This is a genomic window from Flavobacterium sp. UBA7680 (genome assembly GCF_002482975.1).
Classification (GTDB): domain Bacteria; phylum Bacteroidota; class Bacteroidia; order Flavobacteriales; family Flavobacteriaceae; genus Flavobacterium.
In genome coordinates, this window is the sequence record NZ_DLHA01000019.1 from 268,814 (window position 1) to 295,751 (window position 26,938).

18 protein-coding genes are annotated in these 26,938 nt (G+C 33.7%); 14 read left to right on the forward strand and 4 right to left on the reverse strand.

Features of this window, described 5'->3' with window-relative positions; genetic code table 11:
- Window positions 1–12: 12 nt before the first annotated feature.
- The 4 genes from msrA to B3C18_RS06140 all read left to right on the forward strand — a co-directional run bounded on the left by msrA (window position 13) and on the right by B3C18_RS06140 (window position 2,714).
- Window positions 13–504: a peptide-methionine (S)-S-oxide reductase MsrA gene (gene msrA / locus B3C18_RS06125; protein WP_291143980.1), complete on the forward strand. Its 492-nt coding sequence runs from the start codon at window positions 13–15 to the stop codon at window positions 502–504.
- Between the two features lie 89 nt (window positions 505–593).
- Window positions 594–1,451 carry a helix-turn-helix domain-containing protein gene (locus B3C18_RS06130; protein ID WP_291143983.1) on the forward strand — a complete coding sequence of 286 codons (858 nt, stop codon included), beginning with the start codon at window positions 594–596 and terminating at the stop codon, window positions 1,449–1,451.
- Window positions 1,452–1,521: 70 nt separating this feature from the next.
- On the forward strand, window positions 1,522–2,103 hold the full coding sequence (locus B3C18_RS06135; protein WP_291143986.1) for a DUF417 family protein: 582 nt from the start codon (window positions 1,522–1,524) through the stop codon (window positions 2,101–2,103).
- A 74-nt stretch (window positions 2,104–2,177) separates the two neighbouring features.
- Complete coding sequence (locus B3C18_RS06140) at window positions 2,178–2,714, forward strand: carboxymuconolactone decarboxylase family protein (protein ID WP_291143989.1); 537 nt, start codon at window positions 2,178–2,180, stop codon at window positions 2,712–2,714.
- A 92-nt stretch (window positions 2,715–2,806) separates the two neighbouring features.
- On the opposite strand, the gene B3C18_RS06145 is transcribed toward B3C18_RS06140, so the two are convergent.
- The 3 genes from B3C18_RS06145 to B3C18_RS06155 form a co-directional block, all read right to left on the reverse strand.
- The gene (locus B3C18_RS06145) at window positions 2,807–3,409 is read right to left on the reverse strand and encodes a murein L,D-transpeptidase catalytic domain-containing protein (RefSeq protein WP_291143992.1); all 603 of its coding nucleotides are present in this window, start codon (window positions 3,407–3,409) and stop codon (window positions 2,807–2,809) included.
- A 376-nt stretch (window positions 3,410–3,785) separates the two neighbouring features.
- Window positions 3,786–5,210 carry a SusD/RagB family nutrient-binding outer membrane lipoprotein gene (locus tag B3C18_RS06150; protein WP_291143996.1) on the reverse strand — a complete coding sequence of 475 codons (1,425 nt, stop codon included), beginning with the start codon at window positions 5,208–5,210 and terminating at the stop codon, window positions 3,786–3,788.
- A gap of 12 nt (window positions 5,211–5,222) precedes the next feature.
- Window positions 5,223–8,405, reverse strand: a complete 3,183-nt coding sequence (locus B3C18_RS06155; RefSeq protein ID WP_291143998.1) for a SusC/RagA family TonB-linked outer membrane protein — start codon at window positions 8,403–8,405, stop codon at window positions 5,223–5,225.
- Window positions 8,406–9,012: 607 nt separating this feature from the next.
- Between B3C18_RS06155 and B3C18_RS06160 the strand changes: the two genes are divergently transcribed.
- The 4 genes from B3C18_RS06160 (at window position 9,013) to B3C18_RS06175 (ending at window position 17,079) form a co-directional block, all read left to right on the forward strand.
- Window positions 9,013–9,705 carry a response regulator transcription factor gene (locus B3C18_RS06160; RefSeq protein ID WP_073481727.1) on the forward strand — a complete coding sequence of 231 codons (693 nt, stop codon included), beginning with the start codon at window positions 9,013–9,015 and terminating at the stop codon, window positions 9,703–9,705.
- A complete protein-coding gene (locus B3C18_RS06165) occupies window positions 9,695–11,062 on the forward strand; it encodes a sensor histidine kinase (protein ID WP_291144004.1) in 1,368 nt (455 codons plus the stop codon). The genes B3C18_RS06160 and B3C18_RS06165 overlap by 11 nt, the downstream gene beginning before the upstream one ends.
- Before the next feature lie 1,055 nt (window positions 11,063–12,117).
- Window positions 12,118–15,333, forward strand: a complete 3,216-nt coding sequence (locus B3C18_RS06170; protein ID WP_291144007.1) for a TonB-dependent receptor — start codon at window positions 12,118–12,120, stop codon at window positions 15,331–15,333.
- Between the two features lie 135 nt (window positions 15,334–15,468).
- A complete protein-coding gene (locus tag B3C18_RS06175) occupies window positions 15,469–17,079 on the forward strand; it encodes a class I SAM-dependent methyltransferase (protein ID WP_291144009.1) in 1,611 nt (536 codons plus the stop codon).
- A 108-nt stretch (window positions 17,080–17,187) separates the two neighbouring features.
- Here B3C18_RS06175 and B3C18_RS06180 read toward each other — a convergent pair whose 3' ends face one another.
- Complete coding sequence (locus tag B3C18_RS06180; protein ID WP_291144013.1) at window positions 17,188–18,573, reverse strand: leucine-rich repeat protein; 1,386 nt, start codon at window positions 18,571–18,573, stop codon at window positions 17,188–17,190.
- A gap of 152 nt (window positions 18,574–18,725) precedes the next feature.
- Between B3C18_RS06180 and B3C18_RS06185 the strand changes: the two genes are divergently transcribed.
- From B3C18_RS06185 to B3C18_RS06210, 6 genes are all read left to right on the forward strand, one after another.
- Window positions 18,726–19,490 (forward strand): phosphatase PAP2 family protein, encoded by a 765-nt coding sequence (locus tag B3C18_RS06185; protein ID WP_414655340.1) that lies wholly within the window; start codon window positions 18,726–18,728, stop codon window positions 19,488–19,490.
- A gap of 55 nt (window positions 19,491–19,545) precedes the next feature.
- Entirely contained in the window at window positions 19,546–20,223 is a 678-nt protein-coding gene (locus B3C18_RS06190; protein ID WP_291144019.1) for a response regulator transcription factor, read from the forward strand.
- The gene (locus B3C18_RS06195; protein WP_291144022.1) at window positions 20,216–21,481 is read left to right on the forward strand and encodes a sensor histidine kinase; all 1,266 of its coding nucleotides are present in this window, start codon (window positions 20,216–20,218) and stop codon (window positions 21,479–21,481) included. The genes B3C18_RS06190 and B3C18_RS06195 overlap by 8 nt, the downstream gene beginning before the upstream one ends.
- 63 nt (window positions 21,482–21,544) lie before the next feature.
- A complete protein-coding gene (locus B3C18_RS06200) occupies window positions 21,545–23,956 on the forward strand; it encodes a TonB-dependent receptor domain-containing protein (RefSeq protein WP_291144026.1) in 2,412 nt (803 codons plus the stop codon).
- 75 nt (window positions 23,957–24,031) lie between these two features.
- Window positions 24,032–25,990, forward strand: a complete 1,959-nt coding sequence (locus B3C18_RS06205) for an LTA synthase family protein (protein ID WP_291144028.1) — start codon at window positions 24,032–24,034, stop codon at window positions 25,988–25,990.
- Entirely contained in the window at window positions 25,990–26,874 is an 885-nt protein-coding gene (locus B3C18_RS06210; RefSeq protein WP_291144031.1) for a diacylglycerol/lipid kinase family protein, read from the forward strand. Before B3C18_RS06205 ends, B3C18_RS06210 begins: the two co-directional genes overlap by 1 nt.
- Window positions 26,875–26,938: the final 64 nt, after the last annotated feature.

Genomic DNA, 26,938 nt, shown 5'->3' on the forward strand with positions numbered 1-26,938 from the left:
TAATATATAAATATGGAAAATTTTAAAAAAGCCTATATCGCAGGAGGATGTTTTTGGGGTATGGAAGATTTATTTCGAGTACGTCCCGGCATTAAAGATACTCAGGTTGGCTATTTAGGAGGAATTAACGACAATCCAACATACGCTAATCATCCCGGACATGCAGAAGGTCTGGAAATTGTATACGATCCGGCTGAAACATCATATAGTGAACTTTTAGATTATTTTTACAGAGTGCATGATCCCAGAACTATGAATAGACAGGGAAATGACATTGGAGAAAGTTACAGATCTGCTATATTTGTTCAGGACAAAGAGGAAGAAGAAACTGCGAAAGAAATCATTAAAGTAGTTGAAGATTCAGGAAGATGGCAGGGAAAAGTGGTTACCACGCTTGAACCTTTTACAAAATTTTGGCCTGCAGAAGAATACCATCAGGATTATTTAGTAAAAAATCCTAATGGCTATACTTGTCATTTTGAGAGATTTGGTACTTTTTTGTAAAGAACCTTAGTATTGTTCTAAAAATAAATCGAATCTGTAACATAGCGTTTTGTTTTATCTGTTTTTCAGAAAAAACAATAGACATTTTTATGACACAATTAAAATCGCAGTCAGGTACCAATTTAATAAGTCTTCAAAAAGTACAGCAAAACATTTTAAGCACACCTGTACAGTTTAGTGAATATACTATCATTATTATAAAAGAAGGCGAAGGAATCTTTTATTCCGATTTTGGAACATTTCCGTTTAAGGGGCCGATGATGCTTTTTGCCACTCCGCTGCAATTGATTTACATTAAAGAGATTAATACAATTGAATATGATATATTACAATTTCACGGCGATTTTTACTGCATTGAATATCATCGTGAAGAAGTGGCCTGCAATGGTTTGCTTTTTAATAATGTATACATTGAACCTTCCCTTAAATTAGAACTTATCGATCAGGCTGTATTTGATAATCTCAAAGATCAAATTACAGAGGAACTCTCTAACCCTGCTCCTTCTGATATTGTTTTAAAATCATTACTACAGCTTTTTTTAGCAAAATCAAGTCAGATAAAAACTCGTGAACTGGAGAAAAATACTGATTCTCAGGTTCGGGATGATGAAATGGAACGTTTCAAGAATTTATTGGACACTAATTTCCTGACACTTCACAAACCATCTGATTATGCAGATCTTTTGAGAATGTCAAACAATAACCTCACTAAACGCTGCACAAAATACTTTAAAAAAACACCTTCGCAGCTTATTACCGAAAGAATAATGCTGGAAGCAAAAAAGCAATTGCACTTAACCCGAAAGAGTATTAAAGAAATTGCTTTTGCACTCAATTTTAAAGATGAATTTTATTTTAGCCGTGTCTTTAAAAAATTCACCAATGAATCTCCGCAATCTTTCAGGGATAAAACAGGCATTTCTATCGTAGCAGATTTGTACAGGTAATATCCTTTTTTATCCATGTTTCGGCTTCCATGCCAGATGTAACTTTGTCTCAACAAAAACAAATTACATCATGAAACATTCAATCATTCAGCAGTTTGCACAATTAGAAAATTTAGCCAAAACTATAATCCGTTTTGGTATTGTAATAGTCTTTATATGGATAGGGACGCTAAAATTCTTCACTTATGAAGCAGACGGTATTGTGCCTTTTGTCGCCAATAGTCCGTTTATGAGCTTTTTTTACAATACTCCAAGTGAGTATAAAACTCACCAAAATAAAGAAGGTGAATTAATCACAGCCAACTACGAATGGCATGTTCAAAACAATACTTACGGATTTTCAGAAGGTTTAGGTGCATTTTTAATTGCTCTTGGTATTCTTTTAGCACTTTATAAAGTTGTGCCTTTATGGAGTATGGCAGGAAGTATTCTGGTTGTTATTATGTCTTTAGGAACACTTTCTTTTTTGATAACAACGCCCGAAAGCTGGGTTCCCAATCTTGGCGATTCTGATTATGGTTTTCCTTTTCTATCCGGCCGCGGAAGGCTTGTTCTTAAAGATATAGTAATTCTGGGTGGGGCTTTAATAACCTTAAGCCAAACAGCACAATTTTACTTAAAGAATAATAACAACAATCATCCAAAACTTTAATTATACAATTCTAACGATCATGACTTTGTCATATCCAATCAATATATCTATAAATTTTAAAACAATATTACATCATGAAAACAATTAATGTACCATCAAAAGACCAAGTAAGTGAACAATCTCAACAAATATTTGATGCTATTACAGCAAAAATGGGTAAAGTTCCCAACTTGTATGCTACAATAGGATATTCTGCAAATGCTCTTAAAGGAATATTAGAATTTGATGAAGCTTTTGCCCATACCGCTTTTACGGCTAAAGAACGTGAAGGTATCAATCTTCTGGTTTCTCAAATTAATAATTGTGATTACTGTCTTGCAGCCCATACGATGCTTGCCGGCCTTAAAGGAATTAAAAGCGATGAAATTATAGAATTGAGAAAAGGGATTTCTGCCAATAGTAAATTTCAAACTGCATTAAATCTTGCCAAATCAATTGCAGAAAATAAAGGTGCTGCCAATCCTTCTTTAAAAGAAGCTTTTTTTGATGCAGGTTATACTGAAGCTGCTCTTATAGATCTAATTGGTATTATAACTGTACGCACATTTACTAACTACGTTTATGCTTTAACAGAAATTCCAATTGATTTTCCTGCGGCTCCTGCACTTTAATTTCCAGTAAGATATAGAAACAAAAAAAAGAGCTTTTAAAGCTCTTTTTTTATATCATAACGCTTTGCAGCTAAATGATTTTATTTTTTCAATTAATAATAAACAGAAAGCATGATTTTAGAATCAGAACTGTCTATTATTTTTTCAAGTCTTTTAAAGAAAACTTCGCTTACCATTGGGCAGCCGTGGCTGTTAATGATGTAATATTCTTTTTCTTCATCTGGAACTTCTTTGTAGCAGTGCAGTACAATAGCTCTTTTTAGGGCGTTACTGTTAGTTTCATCTAAACCGGCAAGTCTGAAAGCTTTTCCAAAAACACCTTTATAAGACTTCTCTATAGAATATCGTCCAAGTGAACTACAGTTAGAATTTGGCATATTACTAAATTGCAGTATATCGCCTTTAATTCCGGTTTCTGAACCAGAACCGTGCGCAACAAGCCCCTGATCAATGATCTTTTCATTTTCAAGATCATAAACAAAAAAACGGTTTTTTCCGGATTTGATTTTCATGTCAACAAGAAAAGCTATTTTCCTGCTGTAGCCATGGTTCGAAGCTGTAAAAGATTTTACTTCGTTTACATGCTCATTAAGCCTTACTAGTTCAATCTCGCTTAAAATGTCTTTCTTATCCGTTACGTTGTAGGTAGTAAAGGAACTTAAAGAAAGAAGAAGTGCTACAAAAAATATTCTCATAAATAGCAATAAAGTTAGTTTAACAGCAAATTTGGGATTTGAGTTGCCAAAAATTATATTCTTCCTTTTGATCTTTGACTTTGCAAAATTATGTACAAATTTTATATAATTCCCATGTTTCGAATGTTAAATATATTATAAATATCTGAAATAATGATACTTATCATAAAATTTTTCAGAAAAATAATTCTTAAAAGTAACGTTTTAGCAAGCTTATTTTTTTCCAAACCTCCCCTTTTTGCTGGTTTTACTGCTTTTTTCTCATCAACAAAAAATAAAAAACGGTTGTAAAGTTTTTCTTTACAACCGTTTTACTTTTTTTCAATTTTTATTGAAAAATTTATTTTAAAGAATCACTTTTCGTAATTCGTTCCGCTTATTTTACGTCAAACCAAAGCTTAGTCGTCAATAAGTCTTTTCCTTGTACAGCAATTGCAGCTTGGTAACTAGCACCATTTAGCGATTGTTCTGTTCCGGGATAGAAGAAACGAGAAGGAATTTTTCCGTCTAAAACTGTAGCCGGACCAGCCGTTAATACTGGGAAATCCAATCTTCTCCACTCTGTAAAAGCGTCAAGACCTTGTCCGTAGAACGCAATCCATTTTTGTGTACCAATCGATTTAGCATAATTTGAAGCATCATATTTTACAACTGCCTGATTAAGGTAAGTAGAAATAGTCGCTGCATTTGTAATACCAAACTGATTGAACGATGCTGTAATAGCATCATTATAAAGTTGTTCTGCATTTCCAGAGATATATCCGCGAGCTACAGCTTCTGCAAGATTAAATAGTGTTTCAGAATAAGAAGCAATTACAGCCGGAGATGAAGAAGTCAGGAAGTAAGTTCCCGGTTTTGATGTTTTAGCAAAACCTTGACTGTTAGCATCACTGTTTGATAATCCGTTAGCACCACCAACATATTTACCTACAGTTGCATCAGATGGTAATTGAGCATAAACTGGCAAACGCGGATCTGCTAATTCATTTAATTTATCAACTAATGTTTTTGAAATACGGTAATCATCACGAGTTTCAAACCAAGCCGACGCTGGATTTTGCTGAGGCGAACTTATATAAGTAAACTTAAAAGTATCGCTGTTACTGCTTAATACTCCTGCAGCATCGCTTGTTGCGTCAATTGCAGCTTGTTTTGCCAAAGCAGGTTCTCTGTCTGAAATTCTCAAAGCGATACGCAAACGAAGTGAATTTACCAGTTTTTTCCATTTTGTAATGTCACCTTTGTAAACTAAATCACCGGTTACAGTACCATTTGCAGTATTTAGTAAAGTCTGTGCTTGTTTTAAATCTGCTAGTAATCCTGTGTAAACCTCTTTTTGAGTATCATATGCCGGAGTTACTTTTTGACCTGCTTCTTTATAAGGAATACTTCCGTAAGCGTCTGTCAGTAATAAAAATGTCCATGAACGTAAAGTCAAAGCAATTCCTTTGTAATTTGAATTTGCCTGATCTGCCGGGAAATTCAAAATGGTGTTCAAATCTGTAATTAAAGTGGCATAACCTGTGTTCCACAAAGTAGTGAAAGAAGCATTAGATACATCAAATCTGTCTGGTTCTGTATATTGGATTTTAGCCCAATGCTGCACAAATAATAATGATGAGTCAAAGTTATTTGTTGATCCCCAATATAAGTCAGCTCCTTGTTTTAATGTTCCCGTTAATAAGTAAGGCGCAAGTGGAGTTTCTGTAGCATTTGGATTTTTGTTTATCTCATCCAAATCATCACTGCATGAGGTCAGTGTCAATGCAAATAGAGTTATATAAGCTATTCTTTTTAGCATGATTTCGTGTTTTTAAAATTTAAGATTTAAATTAAGGCTGAAATTTCTGGTTGTTGGCAGCGCTAAACTTTCCAATCCTTGAGCATTTCCTGTATTGAAAGCTGTTTCAGGATCAATATTTGGGGCATCTTTGTAAATAAAGAACAAGTTACGACCTGCAGCAGTAATACTTGCTCCATCAAATCCAATTTTTCTAGCCAGTTTTTTATCAACATTGTAAGTCAATTTTATTTCTCTTAGTTTTACAAAAGTTGAGCTGTAAATGTATGCTTCGCTGATATTGTATGATGCTTTGTAATATTCCTGTGCACTAAGTACTTGAGTGTTTGGAGTTCCATCAGCATATACACCGTTAAAAATCATACCATCATCGTATACCGTAGCTCCACCTGGTGCACTTGCACCTGCTGGCAATAAGGTTTTTGTAGTACCTGCCAAATAGTAATTTAAACCACCATTTTCAGCACCACGACCCGGAAGCGTTTGAGCTAATACTCCTGTATAATTACCAGTTCTGTTAGTTCCTGAGAAAAGCTCTCCTCCTACACTTGCATCAACTAAGAACGATAATTCAAGGTTTTTATACGTTATTGTATTGGTAATACCACCAATCCAGTCTGGAGTATAGTGTCCTAATACTCTCTTTTGCGGATCAGCTTTTGGTAATCCGTTTGCACCAACTACAATATTTCCGTTTGCGTCACGTAAATAAGCAGTACCGTAAAGTGCTCCGTAAGCCTGCCCAACAGATGCTAATACATCAACACCTCCAGAAGAACCAATTGTGTAGTTTTGAATTTGTCTGTCGTAGTCCAAAATCTTTACTTCACTTTTATTCTTAGAATAATTTAAAGCCACATTCCATTTGAAATTTTCAGTTTGAATTGGATTTCCATCTAATTGAACCTCGATACCACGGTTGTTTATTTTTCCAGCATTGATTAACTGTGAATTATAACCGCTTGAAGCTGTTGTTTTGATTTCCAAAATCTGATCAAAACTATTGGTGTTATAATAAGCAAAATCAAAATGAAGTCTGTTTTTCCAGAAAGAAGCTTCTAAACCAAGTTCAGTAGAACGAGTAGTTTCCGGTTTCAGGTTCTCATTCAATTTTTTCTGTGAAGAAGTTTGAATTGGATTTCCGTCAAATGCCGTTTGGAAATTGTAAACTGTAGACAATTGATACGGATCTGCATCGTTACCTACTTCAGACCAACCTCCGCGTACTTTTAAGAAATCAAGCGTATTGCTTTTTAAATTTAAAGCTTCAGATAAAACTAAACTTCCGTTAACAGAAGGATAAAAATAAGAACGGTTACTGCTTGGTAATGTAGATGACCAGTCATTACGAGCTGTAAGGTTTAAATAAGCATAGTTTTTATATCCAAACTGAGCCGATGCATAAGCACTATATACTTTCAATCTTGAATATGAATTTGAAGAGGTCAACGGATCTCTTGAATTCGTTAAAGTATATAAATCCGGTACAGCTAAACGTGGCGCTTTTTGATAGTTGTTTGCATCACTGTGTGTACGAACGTTGAATCCTCCAAGAGCATCTATAGTAAAGTCGTCACCTAGTTTTTTAGTATAAGTAAAAATACCTTCTGTATTTTGTTCACTTACCGTGTAAGCATCTTCCGCATATGATCCAAAAGGAGTTCCGTTTGTACCATATTTAATCGTGTATTTTCTACGATCGTTATAGTAGTCAATTCCAGTACGGAATCTAAAATTAAGTCCTTCTGCAAGTTTTGCATCTAAATGGATATCTCCAATTAAACGGTTACGCTGCTGGCTTGTAGTGTTATAATATGCATTCCAGTAAGGGTTGCTGTAGTAACTGTTATTCCAGTTTACGTTTCTGTTATTTTGAAGCTGATTGATATCAACCTGACGTCCGAACCAGATAAACTGAAGCATTACACCCGCAGCACGGTTACCAGATGGACCTCCTGGTAAAGCCGGAGCATCTGTAACAATATAGTTACCCGTTACTCCTACCTTTATACCTTTAGAAATTTGGTAATTAGAATTAATACTAACGTTTGTTTTGTTTACTTCACTGTTAGGTACTGTTCCTAATTGTTTTTGGTTGTTTACTCCTAAACGAAAATCTGATTTTTCATCTGATTTTGCAACCGAAACACTGTTGTCATAAGTAACACCTGTATTAAAGAAATCCTTAACGTTATCAGGATGAGCTACAAAAGGAACTGCTTCTCCATTTGAATAAAATTGAGGAATAAGACGTCCGTCTAGTCTTGGTCCCCAGCTTTCATCAACACCATCATTAATTCCGCCTCCTTTACCATCTACAAAGCTAAATCTTCCGTTTGAACCTTGTCCAAATGAATTTTGAAAACGAGGTAAAGTAGTAACCTGAGAAATTGTTATACCAGTACTAAAGCTAATACCAAGACCTTTTTGGTTTTTACCAGATTTTGTTGTGATAAGTACAACACCATGCGCCGCACGCGATCCGTAAAGTGCCGCAGCATTAGGACCTTTCAACACAGTTAATGATTCAATATCCTGAGGATTTAAATCGGCAATTGCATTTTTAAAATCACGGGTTGCTCCACCAACACTTCCTAATTGAGAGTTATCTACCGGAACTCCATCTACCACAAATAATGGCTGGTTATTTCCTGCAATAGAAGTTTCTCCACGAATAATAATACGTGAAGATCCCATATCTCCTTGTGAATTGGTGATACGCACACCTGCCAGTTTACCTGTAAGGTTATTTAAAAAGTTAGTTTCTTTAGTATCTACAATTTCCTTATTTTTAAGGGATTGTGTAGTATATCCTAAAGATTTCTTTTCTTTAGAAATACCTAAAGCCGTAACTACAACTTCAGATAATTGATTTTGTTCTTGTTCAAGACCAATTACAACTGCATTTTGAGTAACTACAGTTTCTGCTTTTTTATATCCAAGGAAACTTACTACTAAAGTATAAGGAAATTTTTGTCCGGTTTGGAAGAAAAACTTCCCATCAAAATCGGTCAAAACACCGTGTGTAGTACCTTTAATATTTACCGAAGCCCCAATAACAGGCTCCTTTGTAACAGCATCTATTACTGTTCCTTCAAGTTTTGACTGGATTAAAGGTTTCGTTTCCTGAGCCTTAATCCCTATGGAAATCAACAAAATACATATCCATGTATATCTATTTAATTTTTTTTTCATTACTTTGTTTTGGTTTAAAAAATAAGGCTAGCCGAAAACAGATTTATTCTATTCTCGCTTCCTTATAGAGATGTACAATTTCTTTAAGCTTCACCATTTCTGCTGCAACAGAGATGGTTTTTTTTTATCTGCAACGCATTCGTTTTTTCATTTTTATTTTTTTTTGATTATTATTATTTTAATTGGCCTGTATCGTATTTTGGTTCAACCTTTTAGGTTTCATCTTATAGAAAATTTCTGCTAATTTGTGATTAAAATATTTGTGACATCAGCAAATACAATAAACTCTACTAATTCGATAGAACAAAAGTAAATTAAAAATTTTAAATCAAAAATTTTAACTGTTCTTTTTGCAAAAAAAATGTTAATTAAATTTTTCAATATTTTTAAACACCTAAAAACAAGACAGTTAATACATATTCGTGTTTTTTTACCGTGTAAGATTTTTTCTAAATTAATATGAACTTTATTTACATTATGGCGTTTTTTAATTCTGAAATACCTAAAACGTTTTACCAAACAATCAAATAGTAATAAAAACCCAATGCTGTTTTGCCTGATCTATTATTTTATTACTTTTATGACATAGGTAAGCACATCAATTTGTATGAATAAAATATTATTAGTTGAAGACGATCCAAGAGTTGCATCTTTTATTACAAGAGGACTTGAGGAACATCTTTATGAAATCAAAACCATTACAAAAGGTTTTGATGCCATAAAAGAAGTTATGGAGAATGAATACAATATTATTATTCTCGACATTATGCTTCCGGATATAACAGGTTTTGAAGTTTGTGAAGTTTTAAGAAGCCGAAAAATAATAGTCCCAATTCTTATTTTGAGTGCGCTCGATACGCCGCAGGAAAAAGTAAAAGGATTACAAGCCGGAGCCGATGATTATCTGGCCAAACCTTTTTTGTTTGAAGAATTACTGGCGAGAATAAATGCGCAGCTGCGTCGTACAGAATTCAGTTCCGGAATTCTGGATTTTCAATCCTATGCCGGAGTCGAAATTAATATGAAAGAACAAAGCGCAACAAGAGACGGAAAAGAATTGAATTTGTCTTCCAGGGAATTAAAGCTTTTGATCTTTTTTATGAAAAACAGAGAAAGGGCTTTATCCCGAATTGCAATTGCACAAGCCGTTTGGAATATTGATTTTGATACCACCTCGAATACCGTAGATGTTTATATTAATTACCTGCGAAATAAATTAGATAAAAACTTCCCTACTCCATTGATTCATACTGTAAAAGGAACTGGTTATATGCTCAAACAAAAGAGTCATGAATCTTAAAAATAAATTAGCGGTTAACTCTACTTTGCTTTTTGCTTTTATTGTCGGGCTTCTTATGGCTGGCGCATTTCTCTTGTTCAAAAGCCACATGAAAGATCTTTATATTGATAATCTTGAAGATCATGCCATGACATCGGCTTTATTTTATTTTGAAAAAGACGAAATCAATGCAATTAACAGCGAACGCTATCGCCAAATTGAAATTCAATATAACAGAATTAACAATGAATCCATTCGGGTTTATAATGCTAAAACCAAAAAACTTTTTATACAAGATAATATTGATATTAATTTAAGCGATCAATATTTAAATACAATTAAAAAAAATAAGATCGAGCATTTTACAATAAACAACAGGCAGTTTGTTGGCTTATTTTATAAAGACAATCAGGGAGATTTTATTATTGTCGTTTCCGGAATCGATCGTGCCGGAAATCACCAATTAGAAATTCTGGGTTTAATGTTTCTTCTATTTTATTTGATTGGAATTCCGTTAAATTATCTTTTGGGAACATTTTTAGCTAAGCAGACTTTCCGTCCTTTTTCAGATGTTATTGCCAAAGTAAATACGATAACAACCGAAAATCTTCATTCGAGATTAGAAGTTCCGCAGACTAAAAGTAAAGATGAAATTAAAGAATTGGTTACCACTTTTAATTATCTTTTAGAAAGACTCGAAAGTGGTATTATGATTCAGAATAATTTTCTAAAAAACGCTTCTCACGAATTAAAAACACCGCTTACTATTATTATTGGAGATATTGATGTTTCGCTGCAACAACCGAGAACGAACGAACAATACGAAGAAATCTTAAAATCTCTCCGAAAAGATACTTTACATCTTAAAGCGACTCTCGAAGGACTTTTGGTTTTATCAGGATTAGAACTTTCTGAACCACAGCAAATGGAAACGGTTAGAATTGATGAAATTCTGTGGAATGTTCTCGAAAAGAAAGCTATTGAATATCCTGAATCTAAAATTGCTGTAAATCTCGATGCCATTGCAGATTATGAAGATTTGCTTTCTGTTTACGCCAATAAACACATGCTTTTTATTGCATTATACAATATTTTAGATAATGCCGTTAAATTTTCATTTCCGGCACAAGTTGATGTTTTTGCTCTTTCAAAAAATAATAAACTTATAATCAAAATTATAGATCAAGGCCCCGGAATTTCTGATGCTGATAAAGATTCTATTTTTGATCTCTTTTTTAGAAGTGACAATACACGTCATATTCAAGGACAAGGATTAGGACTTTTTATTACCATGCAGATTCTTAAACTTCATAATATAGAATTGATTGTAGATTCTGAACTTGAAAAAGGTACTTCGTTTTCTTTGGTATTTCCTTAAAATGTTTTTTTACGCAGATTGGGCAGATTTTAAATGGATCTTTTATCCAAATTAAATTTAAAATTTGAACTGTTAGAACTACGTCATTGAATTTGCGTTTGTACCGTTAGGTACAAAATATCGGTAGAAAAAAAGATACCACATTAAGTTTGTGCCGTTAGGTACAAAACTATAACGAAAATAAATATAACGTGTCTTATTTGTGGCGTACCTACGGCACGCTATCGAAATCTAAAATTAAATGCTACCGATATTTAGTACCTAACGGTACTCGTTTTTTCACACAGATTTGCTTCACCTGTTCGCTATCGCTCGGGTTGCAGATTGAGCAGATTTTTTTTATTTAATTAAATTTAAAATTTGATCTGTTAAAACTTCTTCATCGAATTTATACTTGTACCGTTAGGTACAAAATATCGGTAGAAAAAAAATACCCCGTTAAGTTTGTGCCGTTAGGTACAAAACTATAACGAAAATAAATATAACGTATCTTATTTGTGGCGTACCTACGGCACGCTATCGAAATCTAAAATTAAATGCTACCGATATTTAGTACCTAACGGTACTATAAATAAAATGTTATTTTAATTGCCTCCAGCTTTAGCTGGAGGTCAAGAATTAAATTGAAAAAGGCTTTAGCCAAACTTTTACTTCTTTGGCTAAAGCCCTTGTCTAAGACTTTATTTTTACATCCAACTAAAGTTGGACGCAATTGAATCATATATCAATTTGAAATTTATTATAGACTTGATATATATCTTTTTTCATCTTTTATCTTAAAAAACTAATCTCTTAATTATGCCGATTTTTACAATCGGTAACATTCACTTAACACTCTAATCTTTTTCTAATCTACTTTAAATCTGCTTCTAATCCGCTATTTTAAAGCATTTTACACAAACAATTGATTTTAAAGGCTTAAATCAATTTTAAGAAAATAACATCTTCATAATTGTCTCTTAACAATGAATTGTTTTATGATTTTAAGTTAACAAAAGCGTTAAATCTGATCGAAACAAACCGAGTTACTTTGTCAAATAAAAACTAAAAACAACATGACAAAACTCAAACTCTTTTTTTCGGCATTTATGCTTCTTGTTATGGGAAACATTTTTGCTCAAATTACAACCTCCTCATTATCTGCCAAAGTTAGTGATGGTACAAGCCCGGTTACAAACGCAGAAGTTACCTTAACACATTTACCAACAAATGCTGTTTACAGAGCTGTAACAGATAAACAAGGTCGGTTTAGTTTCGAAAATTTAAGTGCAGGCGGGCCTTATGAACTCGAAATTAAAAGTGCAGACACTAAAGATTATTCTAACGCACAAATACATTTAGCGCTTGGCGACAATGATTTACCTACAATTGTAGTTGGAAAAGCAGATAATACGGTATTAGAAGAAGTAGTAATTACAAGCTCTAAACCATCTTCTAAAAACAACGGAACTAATATTAATGAGAAACAAGTAAATGGTCTTCCGTTAATCAACAGAGGAATTCAGGATGTTACAAAACTAGTTCCGCAGAGTTCTAACAACTCTTTTGCAGGAACCAATTTTAGATACAATAACGTAACAATTGATGGTTCTATAAATAATGACGCCATTGGTTTTAGCCCATCTTTAGGCGGTCAATCAGGAACTTCAGGAATGCCGGGAAGCAGTACGCGCTCTAACTCTATCAGTTTAGATGCGATACAAGATATTCAGGTTTATATTGCTCCTTATGATATTAAATTAGGGAACTTTTTAGGAGGAAGTGTAAATGCTGTAACCCGCAGCGGTACAAATACAGTAAGCGGATCTATCTACAGCTACGGAAGAAGTGCAGCGATTACAGGTCCAAATAATGCTGGCGACGGTTCTAAAATGCCAAGTTCTTTTGGTGATTATCAAGTAGGTTTCAGATTGGGACTTCCAATCGTAAAAGACAAATTATTCTTTTTTACCAATATGGAATATGCAGAACGAACTGATCCTTTATTTTACAATGCAGGAGAAACCAATTCTGCCGGAAAATTAACTTCATTAGTAGATAATGCTACAGCAGAACAAATTTCGAATTTCGTAAAAACCAACTACGGATTTGATCCGGGAAGCTACGGTTCGTACAACAACTTTTCAAAAAGCCAGAAATTCTTCAATAAATTAGATTGGAAAATTAATGACAAACATTCTCTTTCGTTAAGAAACAACACTGTTATTTCTCAAGCTTCAAATTTGGAACGCGATGCTGCAAATTTCAGGTTTTCAAGTATGGATTTTACGCAAAAAAACCAATCTATTAGTACTGTTTTAGAGTTAAAAAGTCATTTTAACAGCCAGTGGTCTAACTCATTTATTGCCAGTTATTCAGCCATTAAAGATTATCGTGATCCAAAATCAAGCAATGTTATGTTTCCCCAAACAGAAATTGGTTATAACGGAGGAACTATTTTCTTAGGAAATGATCGTGAAGCAACTGTTTTTAATATGAAACAAAATACTGCTGAAATTACAGACAACCTTACCTACAAAACAGGAAATCATACTTTATTGTTTGGTACACACAACGAATTCTACGACATTAATTACGGTTTTGTAAACGCTCTTAACGGAAGAGTTGCGTATAAATCTCTTGCAGATTTCTACAACAAACTTCCTACTCGTGTTCGTGGAACGTATCCTTTTGACGGTTCTACAAGAGATGAAATTTTCAATAATCCGTATGCACAATTCAAAGTAAATCTTTACAGCGTTTATGCACAGGACGAAATTAGAATTGGAAACAAATTGAAAGTTACGCCGGGTGTGAGAGTGGATTATACTGATTTGCCAACAAAACCAAAGTTGAGTTCGCAAGTACAAAATTCTCCAGCTGATCCAAATTACGGAACAACATATTCTTATACACCTTTAAACCAAATTAAAAACAACTTTTTCAGCACAGCTTTAGTTTCTCCAAGAATAGGATTTACGTATAATGTAGACGAAGATAAAACATTAGTTTTAAGAGGCGGGTCTGGAGTATTTACAGGTAGAATTCCATTTGCATGGTTAGGATATGCTTATTACAATGATGGTGTAGGTTACGGAAGTTATGATAAAAACAACTTAACTCCGGCGCAGGTTGCAGCGGCAGGCGATCCTTTGGCAAACAACGGATTAAACGGATATCACGATGCAACGCCAAAAGTTCAGGCAGATTTAGTAGATAATAAATTCAAAATGCCGGCTGTTTTAAGAAACTCACTGGCTATTGATAAAATCATCGACGGATATAAATTTACAACCGAAGGTATTTACACAAAAGTAATTCGTGATTTGGAATTTCAACAAGTAAATAAGACTGATAACCCAACTTATTTCTCTTACGATACGAATCATCAAATGCCAATTTACGCGGCTAACATCAATCCTGCGTTTTCAAATGCTTATTTATTGTCAAATACAAATAAAGGATACAGATACAGCATAACAGAAATGATCTCAAAAACATACGATTTTGGATTCAACTTTATGGTAGCTTATACTTACGGAGATTCTAAAGATGTTACAAACGGAATTCGTAACTCTATGGAAAGTAACTTCCAAATGAACCAATCATTAACACCAAATGATCCTCAATTAGCAACTTCTAACTTTAATATCAAACACAGAATCGTTTCTAATGTAGGATATGCAGTAAAATTAGCGGATAACAATACTTTCTCTGCAAACGTGTATTTTAATGCACAATCAGGAAATCCATTTTCTTGGGGATTTGTAAACTCAACAATTGCAGGAACAGGACAAGCAGCAGGATTAGCTTATATCTTTAAAGATGCTGCGGAAGCGGCTAAATATATCGGAGTAAATGCAGCAGGAGTTCCATCGGCAACGGCAGCACAGCAAGTAGCAGATTACGAATCTTTCATCAACGGAAATTCTTATTTAAAAAGCAGAAGAGGAAACTTCACAGAAAGAAATGGTGATACTACACCTTGGAACATTCAGGCTGATTTAAAATTAATGGACGAAATTAATGTAGCACACGTTGGTACATTCCAGGTTTCATTCAGCATGGCTAATATCGGAAACCTTATCAATAAAGATTGGGGAAGAAGTTATTTTGTTCCAAATACATACAATTCAACAGCAAATTTAGGTTTAACAAAATCAGGAAACTTAGGCGGAGTTGCTACTGGCGATCCAACTTACACGTTCCAAAAACCTACAACTGCACCTTATACTATAGATCAATTAGCTTCAAGATTCCAAGGACAACTTGGCGTAAGGTATTCGTTCTAAAGATTGTGTTTTATTTTTTTTACTATCCCCCAGTTTCGAGGAATTTGAAACTGGGGGATTTTTATTTTTCCTATATAACGATGAGTTAACAGTTAAAAAAAATCACTATTTTTAGTACACATTTACACTTGTACTATGATCGATAAAGCACAACTTCGAAGCTCCATTTTCAGACATCTCGACGGATTAGCGACTGCTCCGGTAGCAATAGCATTAAAAAAGCATGCAGTTTTAGAATTTATCTTAAACAAAAAACAAGTTCAATTATCAGAATTGGTAACTGTTTTTAAAGCAAATGAAGGTTATTTGAATGTCGGTTTGAGAATTTTAGCTTCTCAGGGATTTCTGGATTATGAAGTCGATAATAAAACACAGAAAATTACAATCGCTGTAAATGAAAAAACCGAAACTGCTTTTTCGCTGTTTTATCTTTACGAAGATGTTGTCGATCTGCTTCAGTTTTCCATTCAGTTTCATCCCCGTCTTTTTGAAGATGTTCCGTTTGAAAAACTCAATCTTATTTTTGAAAAATATAAAAAGAATTACGGAATCGAACCTTCTGATAATCCATTAAAAAATACTATTCAGGAACAAATTTTAAAACATGTTGAAGGTTATTTAATTGGCCCTACAATTGTGCGTTTGGCCATGAACGGAATGTTTCATAAATATTTTATGGAGACTTCTTTCAGACCCGAAGAGTTTCATAAATCTCCTGAAAATTTCAAAAAAATATTAGATTTTTTTGTGCATCTTGGATGGTTTCTGGAAAAAAACGGCAATTACCAATTTACCGAAACGGGTTTGTTTTTTGCAAAACGAGCCAGCGCTTATGGCGTTACGGTTTCTTACCTACCGACATTTGCCAAAATTGAAGAATTAATTTTTGGCGATCCAGCCGTTTTAAGAATGATAGCCGATGGTGAAAACGAAATTCACGTTGATCGTGAAATGAATGTTTGGGGAAGCGGCGGCGCTCACGATACTTATTTTAAAGTAGTAGACGAAATTATCATCAAACTTTTTAACCTGCCAATTGAACAGCAGCCAAAAGGAATTCTCGATATGGGCTGTGGAAATGGCGCTTTCCTGGAACATATTTTTGAAGTTATCGACAGACAAACTTTACGAGGCGAAATGCTTGACGAATATCCCCTATTTCTTGTTGGTGCAGATTATAATCAGGCTGCTTTGAAAGTTACCAGAGCTAATCTTATAAAAGCTGATATTTGGGCAAAAGTTATTTGGGGAGATATCGGACGTCCAGATGTACTTTCAGATGATTTGAGAGAGAATTATAATATTGACCTGAAAGATTTACTTAACGTAAGGACTTTTCTAGATCACAACCGAATTTGGAAAGATCCGCAGCACGTTGATGAAAACAGAGTCAGCAAATCTACCGGAGCATTTGCTTACAGAGGAAAAAGAATCAGCAACAATTTGGTAGAAGATAATCTATTAGAACATTTACAAAAATGGTCGCCTTACGTTCGTAAATTCGGTTTGCTTTTGATTGAATTACATACGATAAATCCAAAACTTGCAGCCCAAAATTTAGGAAAAACGCCCGCAACAGCTTACGACGCCACTCATGGTTTTTCGGATCAATATATTATTGAAATTGATGTTTTTAATGATGTCGCTTCAGAAGCCGGATTATTTCCCGATAAAGCCATTTTTAAAAGATTTCCGGAAGCTGATATTGCTACTGTTAGTATTAATTTACTAAAAGGAGGTTTTTAATTGTTAATTATAAATTGTGAGTTCTTAATTCTTAATTCACAATTTATAATTAACAATTAATAATTCATGTATGATTTCACAATCAGGCTTAATTTACCTCATGAAAAATTATTGTGCCACTAAAATATCCTTATAAATTGACCAGTTTGCATTTGTTTTATACACTTCTAAAGAACCGCTTGGCACTTTTATTTCTTTAAGATTTTTACAATTAAGAAAAGGCCTGTCAGTATTTGGCGGAGTAGTTGAATTGATTGTTACACTTGTTAAATTCGTATTATAGCTAAAAGCAAAGAAAGAGATTTGAACAACATTTTTTGGGATTGTAAGGGTTTTTAAAGCGGTACAGTAAGCAAATGCATTTTGCTGAATTGTTGTAAGACTTTCAGGAATCGTAATTTCTGTTAGTTTTGCAGCATATGCAAAAGCTGCTATTTCTATCATTGTAACGCCTTCGGGTATTGCATAGGCATCGGATGATTTAGCACTAGGAAAATTTCGCAATGCCGTAACTTCTTTATTAAATAATACCCCATCAATTACACTAAAATAAGAATTGGATTTTAAAGTAAAATCAACAAGAGGACAATTTAAAAAAACGACATCTCCTAAAGAATTCAAATTGTTAGGTATTGCAAAACTTGTTAAGTTAATACAATCCATAAAAGCACCGTTACCAATCTCTTCAACTGTATCTGGAACATTTATATTGGTTAAACCCGGACAGCTTTTAAATGCATATTGCTTGATACTGGTAACGCTGTTTGGTATTGTAACGGCTGTTAAGTTATCGCAAAACACAAAAGCGTATTCCCCAATAGTTGTAACTCCATTAGAAATTGTTATACTACTAATTTCTGTTTGACTTTCAAATGCGTGACCACCAATTTTTGTAACCGGATATCCTTCTATCTTGGATGGTATTGTCAAATCATATTTTGACGAAATTGTCAAGTCTTTCCAAAGCTGAGACAATCCTGTAATTACCACTTCCGGCTTTGCTCCCTGCACTATTTCATAGGTAAATAAAAGATCATCTGTAAGAGGTTTTACATTTACTGCCGTTGTCACTTCATTATTAGTGATTATTAAATCCTTCTCCTCTCCAGAAATTACTGTTTTTGTATTGTATTCGCCTGATGCATTGATTTTTACATGGATCGATAAAGTTGCCGCTGAGCCATTACTGAAGTCGCCTATAGACCAAACACCGGTTTCTTCATTGTAAGTTCCGTCAGACAATTGTGCGCTGATAAATGTATATCCAGTAGGAATTTTGCTTAATACTTCAACATTTGCAGCGTCTAATGGACCTGCATTTGCAGCTATTAAATTAAATGTCAAATCAGTATTTGCAATTGGGTTAATTAAATTGGCCGTAACCGCAATCGATAAATCTGCTGCGTTTTTAGTATCAGTTTCTTCATCTTTAGAACATGAAAATAATAGCGAAGTCAGCATCAAAAATATAAATCCTTTTAAATAAAATCTCATAATGTTTCTTTTAGTTTTTAAATAGGGCAGCATTAAAGCCGGGGCAAAGTTAATTTTTGACTAAATCAAAAAAATCACTATAAATGAGTATATTTAAATTAAATTCCCATTATAATAAAAACACTAATTTTATAATCCTAAAATAAATCATTTTGATAAGAAAAATTATTCTCTTAGTTGTATTACAATTTTTGACTTGTTCTGTCTTTGGGCAAAATACTGTGCCAAAAGATTCTATAATGACTGATACCGTAAAAAACATTCGTTTCAATTACAAACAGCTTATCATTCCCGGAATTTTAATTGGATATGGTTTTTGGGGAAATGAAAGCGGACAGATAAAAAGTTTCAATAATCAAATTCGCGATGAATTTACAGAGGATATTGATCGTAAAATTTCTATAGATGATTTTTCCAGATATGTTCCTGCTGTTTCCGTTTATGCGCTTAATGCGTTTGGTGTTGAAGGAAAAAATAATATGCGTGACCGTTCTGTCATTTTAATCACTTCAACAATTATAAATGTGGGAACTGTTTTTGCTTTAAAATCACTCAGTAATGTGGAACGTCCTGATGGAACTTCAAACAATTCATTTCCTTCAGGTCATACCGCTATAGCTTTTGCAGGAGCAGAATTTTTGTATCAGGAATATAAAGACAAATCAATATGGTATGGTGTTGCGGGTTATGCTATTGCCACAGGAACCGGAATTTTTCGTATGTACAATAACAGACACTGGCTTACAGATGTTGCCGCGGGTGCAGGAATTGGAATTTTGAGTACCAAAATTGCCTATTGGGTAAATCCCTATATTACACGAAAATTATGGCATGGTGAACAAAAAAAATCGATGTCATTTATAACTCCATCTTATGATGGCAGAAATTTGACAATCTGCTATTTCAAAACATTTTAGGTTTACAGGATACTAATATTCAGATTTTCTTCAAAATTCATTTGTAAATTGCGGCATGAAAATTCTTATTATTGAAGATGAGCAAGAAATTGCACAAAGCATCAAAGAGTACTTTAAAACAAATGGCGTTCAATGCGAAACAGCCCAAAATTACGATTTGGCACTCAGCAAAATCGACAGCTACGATTATGACTGTATTCTGCTGGATTTAATGCTGCCAGATGGTGACGGGTTTGATATATTAAAAGAACTAAAAGCGAAGAATAAAACAGAAGGCGTTATTATTATTTCGGCAAAAGAAAATCTGGAAACACGTTTGGAAGGATTTAATCTCGGCGCAGATGATTATCTTACCAAACCTTTTCATCTTGCTGAACTTTTAGTCCGAATGCAGGCACTTATTCGCCGCAAGAATTTTAAAGGCAGCAACAGTATCACATTCAATGAAATTGTCATCGAAATTTTCTCAAAGACAGTCTTTGTAAACGATATAAAACTGGATATTACCAAAAAAGAACTGGATTTACTGCTCTTTTTAATTGGTAACGAAAATAAGGTATTATCTAAATCGTCAATTGCAGAACATCTTTCTGGCGACATGGCAGACATGCTTGATAATCATGATTTTATATATGCACATATTAAAAATCTAAAAAAGAAACTCACACAAGCCGGCAGTGGCGATTATATCAAAACAGTGTACGGTTTAGGTTATAAATGGGAAAATGAATAACAAAAAACTACTTCGCAAAACAACAAACAGCTTTCTTATATATGCCGTTATCATACTATTGATAGCAGCGCCGGTATTTTATTATATCTGTCAGTGGCTGTATGTTTATGAAACCGATGAAGTACTGCTTTTTCATAAAGGCGCTTTTGTAAACGAAAGCCACAACAATTACACTGCTAGTGATATCGCCGCCTGGAACAAATACAATCCTAATATATCTATTGTTAAAGATATGGGTGTAACAAAAGATTCTATTGTGGGTAAAATGATATTTGAAGCTTTAGCCAATGAAAAAGAACCGTTTAGAATATTATACGCTCCTGTTGATATCAACGGAAAAAGATATACTTATATAGAAAAGCGAAATTTGGTTGAAATGGAAGGAATGGTTTTTAGTGTAGCCGTTATGTTTCTGTTTATCATCATCATTTTACTTACCGGAATAATCTGGATTTCAAAAAGATCAGCAAAAATTATCTGGAAACCTTTTTACAACACATTAAGTCAAATAGAAGATTTTGAAATTGATAAAAATAATCCGCCTCATTTTATTCCGACCGATATCGACGAATTCGCACGTTTAAATAAAAGTCTCGAAAGTTTAATCGAAAAAAATACAGCCATTTATAAAAGCCAGCGCGAATTTGTAGAAAACGCAGCACATGAACTTCAAACACCTTTAGCATTATTTCAAACCAAAATTGACATTCTGCAGCAATTAGAATTAAACGAAGAACAATCGACTTTAGTTGGTTCTTTAAATAAAGATGTATCCAGACTCAACAGACTGAATAAAAACCTTTTATTACTTTCTAAAATTGATAATGAAAGTTATCTAGAAAAAAATACCATTAGTTTAAATGAGTATTTTGAGAAACATCTGGACTTTTTTACAGAACAGGCCAAAGCTAAAAACCTAACCATTCAAACTGATTTAAAAGATACTTTAAGCGTTCAGGGAAATGCAGCATTGGCAGAAGTGTTATTAAATAATTTATTTCTTAATGCTATTCGCCATAATAAAAAGGATGGCAGAATAGGAATTCAAATAGAAAATAATACCGTTCGATTTACCAACACAGGTCAGGAAACAGCTTTGGCAGCAGAAAATATTTTCAATCGTTTTTCAAAAGTAAATCCTTCTTCACAAGGAAATGGACTCGGATTGGCGATCATTAAAAAGATATGCGAAATCAATCATTGGGAAATTCATTATTTTTTTAATGATAATCTGCACATTTTTGAAGTGAAATTTTAAAAATTCAAACTTCCTACAGAATCGGTTATGAACTTTGTACTATTCTTTTTTTAAATAGTACAAATGAAATCAAAAACAATACTGCTGTTATCTTTTCTATTGATAATAGTACTGCAGCTATCCGCCCAAAAAAAATCGGTAACCATTTCCGGAATCGTAAAAGACAGTAATTCTAAAACGGCAATACCTTATGCTAATGTGGTTTTAAAATCTTCTAAAGATTCTAAAATTTTCTTTGGCACTGTAAGCGGTGAAGACGGACGTTTTACCATTGCAGCTGTAAATTCGGGAAACTACATTTTAGAAGTCAGCGTTGTTGGTTTTAAAACCAAATCCCAAACTTTATTTGTGGGCAGTCTTTCTGATTATTTAGACCTTGGAAACATTGAAATTCAAGAAGATATCAATACTTTATCAGAAGTCGTTGTTAGTTCAAAAGCACAGCAAAATCCTGTAACATTAGATAAAAAAGTTTTTGCTGTTGCTGATAATATTACGCAAAGCGGAGGCTCTGTTTTGCAATCCATGCAGAATTTACCCGGAGTTACCGTTCAAAACGGAAAAGTACAATTAAGAGGAAATGATAAAGTCACCATTTTAATTGATGGCAAACAAACTGCTTTGACAGGATTTGGAAATCAGTCCGGACTCGATAATATTCCGGCTTCTGCCATCGAAAAAATTGAAATTATAAACAATCCATCTTCTAAATATGATGCCAACGGAAATGCCGGAATCATCAATATTATCTACAAAAAAAACAAACAAGACGGATTAAACGGAAAAATAGGAATTAGTTCGGGATACGGAGCTTTGTGGGAGCGTCAGGCGAATCTGCCAACGATAAGACCTCAATATAAAGTGACACCTAAAATTAATCCGAGCCTTTCGTTAAACTACAGAAAAGATAAAATAAATGCTTATTTACAAGCCGATTATCTCTACACAGAAACACTAAATAAAAATGAATTTGTTACCAGAACTTATGATGACGGCAGCATAATTAATCAACAGACAAAGCGAAATCGGGATACGCATTTTACGACACTTAAAACCGGAATTGACTGGAATTATAACGACCGAAATACCTTTTCTTTTTCTGGTCTTTATGGCCGTGAAAAAATTATGGATCATGGAGATGAACCTTTCTTTAATGAAGATAATACGGAGCGTTTGCGTTTGTGGCAGTTTTTAGAAGATGAGCTTAAAACAACTGTTATGGTAAGCGGTTCTTATCAGCATAAATTCAAACAGGCTGGGCGTAAATTAAATGCAGGAATTAATTATACGTATCATCAGGAAGATGAAAAATATTTCTTTGATAATATTCTGCCAGCGTCTAGAGGACAAGATGCCTTTAAACTGCTTTCGGATGAAAAAGTAATCGACCTTAATTTAGATTATGTACAGCCATTAAAATACGGACGTTTTGAAACCGGAATTAAATTTAGAAACAGAGAGATTCCTACCAATATGCAGTTTTTTCCGGGAGAAAATTCTCCAATAGATGCAAATGCCGGAGGCTGGGCGACTTATAAAGAAATCATTCCGGCTGTTTACGGTAGTTATATTTATGAAAGTGAAAGAATTGAAGCTGAACTGGGGCTTCGTTATGAATATGTCGATCTTAAGTACGATGTAAATCCTAATCATCCTACTTATAAAAGCAACGGATATAATTATACAGAACCTTTTCCGAGTGTTAAACTGGCTTATAAAATTGATGATAAAAACAAATTCACCGCTTTTTATAACCGCCGTGTCGACAGGCCAAATGAAGTCGATATACGTATTTTTCCAAAATACGATGATGCCGAGATTATTAAAGTAGGAAACCCTGCCCTGCGCCCGCAATATACAAGCGCGTTTGAAGTAGGTTATAAAACCGATTTTAACAAAGGCTATTTTTTAACCTCTTTGTATTATCGCGTTATAAACGGAACTATTACCAGAATTGCGACTACAGTTCCCGGCAGTTCGTTGATTTATAACGTATTTCAAAATGCTCTGGAAAGTTCTTCTTTTGGTGCCGAAATTGTGTACGCAAAAGAAATCAATTCGTGGTATTCTTTCAACATCAATGGAAACATATATAAAAATACAATAGATGCCTTTACGGTCACCAATTTATATCCTGTTCCATCAACTTACACGGGCAGTCTTCAGGAAATAACTTCGGGAAATGTAAAATGGAACAATACTTTTTTATTCAATAAAACACTTTCCGGTCAGGTTTCTATGGTATATCTCGCACCAGACATAATTCCGCAGGGAAAAATAGATTCCCGCTTTTCTACAGATTTGGGTATAAAAAAGATCGTTCAAAAAGGAAAAGGCGAAATATTTTTAAATGCCACAGATGTTTTCAATACGCTGGTAATCAAAAAAGAAATTCAAGGCGAAGGATTTCGCTATACAAGCAAGGATTATTATGAAACACAAGTTGTTCGTTTTGGGTACAGTTACAAGTTTTAACGGTATCCAAAATGAAATTCAAAATTAATTCAGAATTGCATTATAAAATTTGCATACGAATGTTAAATAATAATTATGAACAAATTATCTTCAAAGTTCGGCAGATATTCACTGTTGATGCATTTTATTTTTTGGTTTTTAATACTATCTCAATTTTTAAGAATTTCCTTTTTTATATGGCAGTATAGTGAAGTTTCGTGGAATATTATCGATCTTTTAAGAACCCTTGTAACAGGTCTTTTCTTTGATTTTGGTACTGTTGCTTTCATCTCTATTTGCAGTGTATTATATTATACTGTAATGCCAAATAAATGGGTTGGTTCTTTTTTAGATAAAATCTTAATTTACTTTTTTACATCCTTAACCGTTTTTATTCTTGTTTTTACTTTTTTTGCCGAATTGACATTTTGGGATGAATTTAAAACACGATTTAATTTCATAGCCGTTGATTATCTTATATATACGCATGAAGTTGTAGCTAACATTCAACAGTCCTATCCCCTGCCCGTTTTAATTGGCGGCGTATTACTGCTTACTTTTGTGTTTCTGTTTATCTTTTATAAAAGAGGTGCTTTTACAACTACGTTTACTTCTAAAGCAAATTTAAAAACGAGACTTTCGGTTTTATTATCTACCATTTGCATTGCTTTATTTTTTGGTTTCTTTATTACCAATAATCAGGCAGAATGGTCTCAAAATAGATACAATTCAGAAATATCAAAATCAGGTATTTATTCCTTTTTTGCCGCTTTTAGAAACAACCAAATGAAATATGTTGATTTCTATACTTCTATACATAATGATAAAGCTTTTGGCCTTATTAAAAAGAAATTAGCCGATCCTAATGCTATTTATACCCGAAAAGATTATTCGATTCATAGAAAAATTACAGACTCTATTCCTTCTCTTGAAAACAAAAATGTTGTGTTTGTTTTGGTAGAAAGTCTGAGCGGAAGTTTTTTGCAAGAATTTGGAAATAAAGAAAACATCACGCCTTTTCTGGATAGTCTTGCCCAAAAGAGCATCTTTTTTGAAAATTTATATGCCACAGGAACCAGAACCGTAAGAGGAATGGAAGCCGTGACTTTGTGTATTCCGCCTACTCCGGGTCAAAGTATTGTAAAAAGACCCGACAATAAAAATTTATATACGGTTTGCAGTGTTTTCAAATCCAGAAAATACGACTGTAATTTTTTCTACGGCGGCGACGGTTATTTTGATAATATGAACGCTTATTTTGGCGGAAACGGATTTAATATTTACGATCGCGGACGCGGAAGTGTATTGAGCGATGAGATCAAAACGACTCGTAATAATATCAACGACAATGAAGTAACTTTTGAAAATGCGTGGGGAATTTGCGACGAAGACATTTTTAATAAAATGCTAAAAGTAGCCGATTCACAATATAAAACCGGAAAGCCGTTTTTCAATTTTGTAATGACAACATCTAATCACCGACCTTTTACTTATCCTTCGGGAAAAATTGATATTCCTTCGGGAACAAGTCGTGAAGGTGCTGTAAAATATACTGATTTTGCGCTAAAAGAATTATTCAGAAAAGCCCAGACAAAACCTTGGTTTAAAAATACCGTTTTTGTAATAATTGCAGATCATTGTGCCAGCAGTGCCGGAAAAGATGAAATTGATGTGGCCAACTATCATATTCCTGCTTTCATTGTTAACTTTCCCGAAAATCAAAATCAGAAAATAGCGCAGCAATGTTCTCAAATTGATTTATGGCCTACGCTTTTTTCACTGTTTCATTGGGATTATGAATCTGATTTTTTTGGAAAAAACGTTTTGGATTCTCAATTTGAACAACGTGCTTTAATGGGAACTTATCGAAAATTAGTTTTAATGAAAAAAGATAAAGTAATGATTTTATCAGATCAGAAAAAGCAGGCGTTTTATTCCTGGAATAAAGAAGATAACAGTCTGAAATCACTTCCGATAGATCAGTCTTTTTTAGAAGAAACCATTTCGTGGTACCAAACCGCCGATTTCCTTTTTACCAATAAACTTTTACAATAATGATTTACATTCATTTTATAATCAACCCCATTTCCGGAAGCGGCAAACACAATTTGTCTGCGTCTTATATCTTAAGCCAATTTCCTAAAGATAAATATAAAATTGAGGTTGATTATACAAATCAAAAAAAGCATGCAATTGAACTTACAAAAGCGGCCATTGCACAAAATCCAGATTATATAATTGCATGCGGCGGAGACGGAACGATAAATGAAGTAGCTTCTTCACTTATAGGAACTTCCATAAAATTAGGAATTGTTCCTGTAGGTTCAGGAAACGGATTGGCCTCTAATTTGAATATTCCAAGAGATTTTGATAAAGCAATTGCTATCATTAAAAAAGGGCATGCAACAGCAATGGATGTAGGACAAGTAAATGATAAATACTTTTTTAGCAATATGGGTATTGGCATCGATGCGCTTATTATTAAAAAATACGAACGAGCAGGAAAAAGAACACTTCCGGCTTATATTAAAGCAGCAACGTCTTCGAGCTTAGAATTTAAACCTCAAAAAACAATTGTGCAATTTGATAATCAAATGCTTGAAATAAATCCGCTGATGTTGTTTATATCCAATTCTAACGAAATGGGTTACAATATGAGTCTTACGCCAAAAGCAAGTCTTCAGGATGGATTATTGGATATGATTGTAATTCCGAAATTGTCTTTTTTAGAAAAAATAATGCTGGGTTTTAATGTGCTTCGAAATTCAATCGAAAAATTCAAAAAAGCGCAGCACTTTTTAGTAAAAGAAATTAAAATTGAAATGCCGTCAAAAATCTTTATCGATTCTCAAATTGACGGAGAACAGCATAATTTGAAAACAAATAAATTAAACATCAAAATACTGCCAGGAGCGCTGAACGTTTTAGTAGATTTATAAAAATATAATTCCATAGAAAGAACCTTTTTTAATTCTCTCTATGGAATATTTTTTTGCTTAAAGT